Raw genomic sequence first — 7411 nt, 5'->3', positions numbered from 1 at the left:
CTTCAACAACACTTTAAGACAACGAGTGTCTCGGTTAGTGCGGAAAACTTTATCGTTCTCGAAGGATGTCAACAATCATATTGCTGCCATCTGGAACTTCATCCACTACTACAATGAGCAATGCCGACACATGTTTGCATGAAATCAGCCTATTTTCTACAGCATTTCCTAAAAGGCACTACCTGCGTACCCTTGAGCAAATTTATCGGTGAAAGGGCTGCTTCTAATGGTAGGTCGCGTTTCAGAATCAACTATCATCTAGAATTAGTCCAATCCAGATCCGACAAAGAACCTGCTATGACCGAGACACCTCAAGACCTCCCAAATGCTGACGAACTCCTGCTCTCACTCCGCCGCAAACAGGGATCTTGGGTCGAGTGGGGACATACTTGTCAAACCTTGCAGAAAGCAGGATATACGCCACAAGCAATCTTTGAAGCTTCTGGGTTCGAGCCGATTCAGCAAAACCAGATTATTGTTGCTGCACAAGTCTATGAAACCATGCTGAAAGTCGGGGTTTCGGATGCGGTCAAAAATCATTTTGGACAAAGAGCCAGCGATATTCTGTACGAATTGCGAGTACTCAAACAAGAAGAACGCGCTGCTGCTGCCGAATTGGTCTTCGAGAAGAACTTAGACACTGACGAAGTGCATGAAGTTGTACGATCGCTCAAAGAATTTTCTCGTCTTAGCAAAATCCCAGAAAACTTTACGGCTCATCCAGGCGATGTTGTTGCGTTCTATGCTTGGAAGACAGCGAAAGAAAAATCCGATTTCCAAGAGCGATCTCGCTACATTGCCAGAGGTCTAAAATTCGCGCACACCGAAACAGCTCGAAAAACGATCGAAGCACTCTTAACTGATTTCACTGTTACCCCCAAGCGTCCTGCCCCTCGCCTTCCGCTCTATCGCGTTGACAGTGATGAGCAACTGCCGCGCATTTTACCCGTTGCAGGCAAACTGCCGCTCAAAGTTGCTGATCTTCATGCTGTCCCGATGTTAGAAGAAACGGGAATTTTTGCGATCGTGCAATTTTCCGGCATCGGCGCAGTGATGACGGTTCCGGGTTGGCAAGTGATCCGCAGTGCAGAAGATCCAGTCGCGATTTTAGGACAAAGCGATCGCTTACCTGTTCCATTAGAAGGTGATGCGGAAGAAGTGATCATTGTCATCGATCGAGCGCAACGAGACTGGGACGCAGACAGTTACTTTGCGATCGCCGAAGGAGAACAATTAGAACTGCAATGGTTTGAAGAAGCGCCGACGATCAACTTATTAGGGCGAGTCATTCTCGTCATGCGCCCCAAGAAAGTCCTAGACGAAGCTTATACAACCGAGCTTTGGCAGTTAGATGAGTAGAACTGCCTTTTGCAGGTTTGAACCGTGAAAAAAAATCCCCTTACCTTGTTCGATCGGGGAAGGGGGAAATGCACTAAACTCTACCTTCTCAAAACTTCTACTCAGCGCACTTTTGCATGAAATCAATGACCTCGTGCATAAATCCGGGTTTAGTAACCATTAAAACGGTCGAACCCGGCTCCAAAATCGTGCTGCCATTCGGAATCGCCAGATCCATATGTGCATGAGGCTGATAGCCAATGATCAATGATCCCTTTGGAAATCGAGAATCTTGTGCAACTTCAGCCACACTGCGTCCGACTACATTGCAATTTGCAGGAATTGCCAGCTTAAAGACTTCAATCTGACCTTGCTCGAAGTGCATCATCGATTCTACTTCGGGGTATTCGATGACATTCACCATCGTCGAAACCGCAAGCTCGATCGCATTGACCACATGCGTTGCTCCGGCAAGGCGATAAGGCTCAGCAAAATCCTTGTGCCGCATTCTCACCAAAATATTTGGCACACCATAATGCTTTGCCAAAGTCGCCATTGCCAGATTTAAAGCATCACTTCGCAGAACTGCTGCGATCGCATCTGCCTTGCGAATGCCCGCTTCGAGCAAAACTTCTGTGCTCACCGCACTGCCTTCAAAAGCAATCACTCCCAACTGCTCACGAGCATATCGACAAGCCGCAGGATTCACATCAATCACTGCAACCGTGTGCCCTAGATCGATCAGACGTTGAGCCAAACTCACCCCAATCAGACCCGCGCCCCCGATTAACACATACATAGACTTTCTCTCCTGCAAGCTCCGCTTATAGCTTAGAGCAAGGTGAAAGAATTGGCAGCTAATCGAGCTTCAACGAATTGACAGGAACTTCGTCCCAAGAATTGACTTCTCGCATCCGAGCAATCCAACCGTCTGCTTTTTGATCTGCGGTGAGGTTCTCTTCAAAGGATTGATGGCATTCATTTGCTTGCGTTTCATCGCAGCAGGCAATGCAGGCATACATCAGTCCAGATGGATCAACTTGTTCATTTACCCAAATTGTCATGGTCGTATCCTCTAGAATCCTACAGAAAATTTTGACATATTTATTTCGGTTAGAAAGCTGACATTTGTAACAAAGCCTCGCCTGTAACGCGACAAATTCGCCAGTCTGGAAGCACTGTTGCACCCATCCGTTCATAGAACCCGATCGCACTCTCATTCCAGTCCAGAACGCTCCATTCTAAGCGCCCACAGTCTTGCTCTAAGGCGATTTGAGCCAATTGAGTCAGGAGTGCTTTTCCAATCCCTTGACCCCGATATTCTGGTAAAACAAACAGGTCTTCCAGGTAGATTCCTGGCTTTGTAAGGAAAGTTGAATAGTTATAAAAATATAATGCAAACCCGATCGCTTGTTCATGGACGGTTGCCACGATCGCTTCAACTACAGGCTTTTCGCCGAAGAGATGTGTGTGAAGCTGCTCGATCGAGCCTGTAACCTGATGCGAGAGTTTTTCGTACTCTGCTAATGCCTGAATCAGCGAGAAAATTGCTGGAACATCAGCCGGGAGTGCAGCACGAATTTGAAACATAAGTACAGTCAGGGTGAGAAACAACAGCACTCACCCTACCGCATCTTTAGGTCAGATGTTGCTGAACAGTCGCAACTAAGCGCTCTGTCCAATGTTCTACCAGATCAGAACTTTCCGCCTCAACCATGACTCGGATTACTGGCTCTGTTCCGGATGCACGGACTAAGATGCGTCCACGATCGCCCATTGCCGCTTCAGCTTCAGAAATTGCGTCTTGAACGGCTGCGTTGTGATGCCAGTTCAAGCGCTGAGTCCGATCTTCGACCCGCACATTGCGAAGCAGTTGAGGATAGGTCTTGAAACTGCGATCGACTAATTCTGCCAAGTTTCCACCCGATCGCTGAATCAAGCTTGCTAAGTGCAACGCCGTTAACAATCCGTCTCCACTGACGCTGTGTTGTGGACACAAAATATGTCCAGACTGTTCACCGCCCAAAGCAGCCCCATGCTTGATCATGTCGGCATGAACATACTGATCGCCAACCGAAGCTCGGATTAACTGACCGCCTAACTTTTCCCAAGCCCGCTCAAAGCCAAGATTCGACATCACCGTTGCAACGATTGTTGCACCTGGAAGCTGTCCTGCTGCTAAAAGGTGCTTGCCCCAAAGGTAGAGAATGTAGTCTCCATCGACTGTCCGACCTTGGCTATCGACCGCTAAGACGCGATCTGCATCTCCATCAAACGCAAATCCAACATCGGCTCCCTGCTCTTTCACCGCAGCTTTCAGCAAATTCAAATGCGTCGAACCACAATTGACATTAATGCGATCGCCATCGGGCTGACCATGCAACACAGTTACATCTGCACCCAAAGACCGGAAAACATCTGCGGCAGAGCGAGTCGCTGCACCCCAAGCCAAATCTAAAACGACTTTCAATCCAGCAAAGGGTTCAGCCGATTCAGCCATCAACGGTTGCTGAATTGCTTGAATATATTGCTCAATCAATTCCGAGCGATGGAAATGCTGTCCCCATTGCGAGGAAATGGACGCAATTTTTCTTTCTCCTCGCAGACAAGCTTCAATTTGCTTTTGAAGTTCTGACGCGAGTTTCGAGCCATCTGAATTAAAAAACTTGATGCCATTATCTTCAGGCGGGTTGTGACTGGCAGAAATCATCACGCCGCCGATCGCCTCACTGTAGTGCGTTAAATGCGCTACTACTGGAGTCGGACACAATCCTAAATCCCACACTTCTAAGCCTGCTGCGGTCAATCCTGCAGAAAGTGCCATTGCCAGCATATTGCTTGAATTGCGCGAATCTTGACCAATGACGATCGGGGCGCGATTTCCGGAGCCTAAAACCTGTCCAGCCCAATATCCGATCTGCATCGCCAAGGGAGCCGTCAGCAAGTCTCCAGCCTTCCCTCGAATCCCATCCGTTCCAAACAAAGCAGACTCTGGCAAAGGTAACGCTTCCCAGTGTTGGGAACGGGAAGAAAAGCGGCTGAGCGATTCAGCCTTTGATGGCAATGACACCATAGATAACTCACATCCTCACACAAAATAACTGTGGTTAAACCGTTGCACCCTTGCAGTCTATCTCACACTAAGGTGTATCTCTAGGTATTTAGACTACACCCCAGCCGCATCTAACAGCCGTTGGAACTCCAGCCAACTCAATCCCTGCTCGACAAATCGTGGATGATTGGGATTATAAGGACTCTCCAAGCGATCGACAGATTGCACGATCGCATCATCCGGCAGCACAGGCATATCCGGATCGAATGAGGTTGGATTCATCAGCGAACTGGAGAATCCCTTAAAAATCGCAATTTGATCAGGCTGTCCTTCTGCCTCGATCGACACCAATAAGACTTCATTGGGGCACTTAATGGTGTACTGCTCTAAACGCTGTCCAATTGAATGACTCATGGGAAAACTGATGAATAGATAAACACAAGGACTAATTTTCCATCGCAGAGCGTTTCCGCTTCCCGAGACGGAAAAAGACGAAGTAGCCTAAATAGAGAACGTAGATGACCAGTCCGACAATGCCAAAAAATCCCAGAACAAAGGGTCTGACTCCAGAGTGAAGATATTCTCTGAACAAGAACGGTGGATCTAGCCAAACTCGGCAAGCTGCATCTCCTAAAATCTGCTGACTCGCCAAGGTTGCACAGCGTAAGACTGGGATTTGTCCAATCACCCCGATCGCACAATAGACTGAAACTGCCCAGCGCCAAGACACCAGCGCCAATTTCAGCGAACTCGACGGCGAATCGCGAATTTCTTCATTCAAATCTGCCCAATACCAAAGCCCGATCGGAATCAGAATTCTCGCAAGCCAACCAGAGAAAAACCCGATCGGCAATACACCAATCAGTAAATAGAGGGTAATCGCCAACAAGCTAGAAACGCGCCAATAAATCAAGAGCAATCTTTGCAGGGCTTCAACCTGTTGTACGGTCGCCCAAATCAGGAGAGCGAGTGGCAAGATGACAGTGAACAAGACTGCCAAACGGTAATCTGTCCAAACGATTGAAGATAACCAGGCGGGAACGTCTTGCATAACTCAAAAATATAAACGGGTAGCTCAGCCTAACCAGTATATAAAGGAAACCTAGAATTTCAGCGTTTTTGGCTGTACCTTGCAACAGTTTGCGCTAAAGCATTGAGATCAATCGGCTTTGAGACGTAATCAACAGCTCCGGCTTCGAGACATTTTTCACGATCGCCTTTCATTGCCATTGCGGTTTGGACGATCACCGGAATGGAGCGATAGCGTTTTCTCGATCGTAACTGCTGGGTCAGCGTTAAACCATTCACTTCAGGTAGATGAATGTCCATCAAAATCACGGCAGGAATCGATTGCTTGAGAGATTGCCACATTTCTTTACTATCTTTTGACCAGGTGACTTCATAGCCGAGTTTGCATAGATAAGTGATGATCAAGCGGGCGTTGTGGGCGTTGTCTTCGACGAGGAGGATGTGGTTGGAGCGGGTGGGGTTAAGGGGAGTGGGGGAGTGAGGGAGTGGGGGAGTGGGGAGATGGGGAGTGGGGGAGAGGCAGAGTTGGTTGGGGGGGGAGGTGGGATCGGTATTGATGGGCATGGTGAGTGGGAGCGCGATCGTGAAGCGAGAACCAACACCGAGTTCTGAGTCGAGGCGTACCCATCCACCGTGTAGTTCGGCAAGTTTTTGGGTGAGTGTTAGACCTAAACCTGTGCCTTCACCGGGGGTCGCGTTTTTCAGTTGGGTGTAGGGGCGAAAGAGGAGTTGCTGTTGTTCGGGCGAGATGCCTGTGCCTGTATCCCAGACGATGAAGTGCATGAAATCATCGATCGCGTTAACTTCTAAGCCGACCGACCCACGCTCGGTAAATTTCAGGGCATTGGAGAGCAAGTTGAATAGCATTTGCTTCAGCCGGAGTGGATCGGCTGCAATGGTCGTGATTTCGGGTGCGACGACGAGTTTGAGGGGTAGCCCTTTATCGTTTGCTTTTTCCTGGACGAGTTTGAGTGCAAGTTTGCAGACTTCGATGACATCGATCGTTTCTTGCTGGAGAGTAAGCTGATTGGCTTCGATTTTGGACAGATCGAGAATGTCATTAATCAGAGCGAGAAGATGCTGACCACTGCTGAGAATGATTTTTAGGTATTCTTGGTGGCGTAAGTTCGAGGGATTGTAGCCTTGCTCTCTGAGCAGGTGAGTGAAACCGAGAATTGAACTGAGCGGAGTACGGATCTCGTGGCTGGTGTTGGCGAGAAATTCGCTTTTGAGTTTGCTAATTTGGCTGAGTTCTTGGTTTTGTGCTTTCAGGGCTTGGCATTGCTCGATTAATGCTTCGGTCTTTTTGCCGTGGCGAATCACTTGCACCGTTTGGGAAATCGCGCGACTGACGCATTGATCGCGCAGTTGAATCAATATCGGATCGATCGCTGTTGAAGAAATCGGAGAAGAAACGGTTACGAGCCAGCCGTAAGTCGTTTTGCGATCGCACAATTCCCAAGCGTTTTGCCATTCTAATTGCCGGAGGTTCTGTAGAGCAGCGAGTTCAAAGGTGCGACCGAGTTCGAGTTCGATCGCATGACGGGCGATGCAAATCGAAGGGCTAAGTTGCACCATTGATCCGGCTAAATGCTGAATCTCAAATTGGTCAGCTTGATCAGCTTGGTCAGCTTCCATCGGCAGGGCAATTGCTACGATTTCACCCGATAAGGCGTGACCGAGTTCGTCCGCGAGCATTTGCCAGAGTTTCGCTTCCGTCGGCTCCGAATTTAAACTGTCTTGGAGACGAGCATTTAAATGATTTAAGAAGCGCTCAATCCAAAGTTCGGCTGCAAGTTGATTGGTCGCGCAGGAATCAGATTGCGTGAAAACTTGGCGCAGTGAGGCGCTGATCGCATTGCCTCGAATCGTTTGATGTAGATGCAGTTGCGTAGTCATGCCGCAGTCTCAATCATTGAACGGGTGAAGGTCTGAAACGGCAATCTGATAACTCTGGGGGTGAGATGAGATTGTGAATTAGGTTCACCAACT

9 protein-coding genes are annotated in these 7411 nt (G+C 48.5%); 2 read left to right on the top strand and 7 right to left on the bottom strand.

The window, feature by feature from the left end; all coding sequences use genetic code 11:
- Both J0L70_RS27780 and J0L70_RS27775 read left to right on the top strand, forming a co-directional pair.
- Positions 1-142 (top strand): IS1 family transposase (locus J0L70_RS27780; protein ID WP_287456668.1); only part of this gene is annotated, 142 nt, incomplete at its 5' end.
- Between the two features lie 155 nt (positions 143-297).
- Complete coding sequence (locus J0L70_RS27775) at positions 298-1359, top strand: RuBisCO accumulation factor 1 (RefSeq protein ID WP_287456665.1); 1062 nt, start codon at positions 298-300, stop codon at positions 1357-1359.
- A 97-nt stretch (positions 1360-1456) separates the two neighbouring features.
- Here J0L70_RS27775 and J0L70_RS27770 read toward each other — a convergent pair whose 3' ends face one another.
- From J0L70_RS27770 to J0L70_RS27740, 7 genes are all read right to left on the bottom strand, one after another.
- Entirely contained in the window at positions 1457-2137 is a 681-nt protein-coding gene (locus tag J0L70_RS27770; protein WP_017291074.1) for a potassium channel family protein, read from the bottom strand.
- A gap of 58 nt (positions 2138-2195) precedes the next feature.
- A complete protein-coding gene (locus J0L70_RS27765; RefSeq protein ID WP_268179655.1) occupies positions 2196-2402 on the bottom strand; it encodes a glycogen debranching protein in 207 nt (68 codons plus the stop codon).
- Positions 2403-2451: 49 nt separating this feature from the next.
- On the bottom strand, positions 2452-2928 hold the full coding sequence (locus J0L70_RS27760; RefSeq protein WP_268179658.1) for a GNAT family N-acetyltransferase: 477 nt from the start codon (positions 2926-2928) through the stop codon (positions 2452-2454).
- A gap of 46 nt (positions 2929-2974) precedes the next feature.
- Positions 2975-4411: a phosphoglucosamine mutase gene (gene glmM / locus J0L70_RS27755; RefSeq protein WP_017291071.1), complete on the bottom strand. Its 1437-nt coding sequence runs from the start codon at positions 4409-4411 to the stop codon at positions 2975-2977.
- A gap of 93 nt (positions 4412-4504) precedes the next feature.
- Positions 4505-4804 carry a DUF7734 family protein gene (locus tag J0L70_RS27750; RefSeq protein ID WP_017291070.1) on the bottom strand — a complete coding sequence of 100 codons (300 nt, stop codon included), beginning with the start codon at positions 4802-4804 and terminating at the stop codon, positions 4505-4507.
- Positions 4805-4835: 31 nt separating this feature from the next.
- Positions 4836-5441, bottom strand: a complete 606-nt coding sequence (locus J0L70_RS27745) for a DUF3177 family protein (protein ID WP_287456662.1) — start codon at positions 5439-5441, stop codon at positions 4836-4838.
- Positions 5442-5500: 59 nt separating this feature from the next.
- Positions 5501-7318 carry an ATP-binding protein gene (locus J0L70_RS27740; RefSeq protein WP_287456661.1) on the bottom strand — a complete coding sequence of 606 codons (1818 nt, stop codon included), beginning with the start codon at positions 7316-7318 and terminating at the stop codon, positions 5501-5503.
- Positions 7319-7411 lie beyond the last annotated feature (93 nt).

Origin of the sequence: Leptolyngbya sp. UWPOB_LEPTO1 (genome assembly GCF_017302695.1) — a bacterium.
Taxonomy (GTDB): domain Bacteria; phylum Cyanobacteriota; class Cyanobacteriia; order Leptolyngbyales; family Leptolyngbyaceae; genus Leptolyngbya; species Leptolyngbya boryana.
Note: the sequence above shows the minus strand (reverse complement) of the source record. Positions and strands in the feature narration are given on the sequence as shown.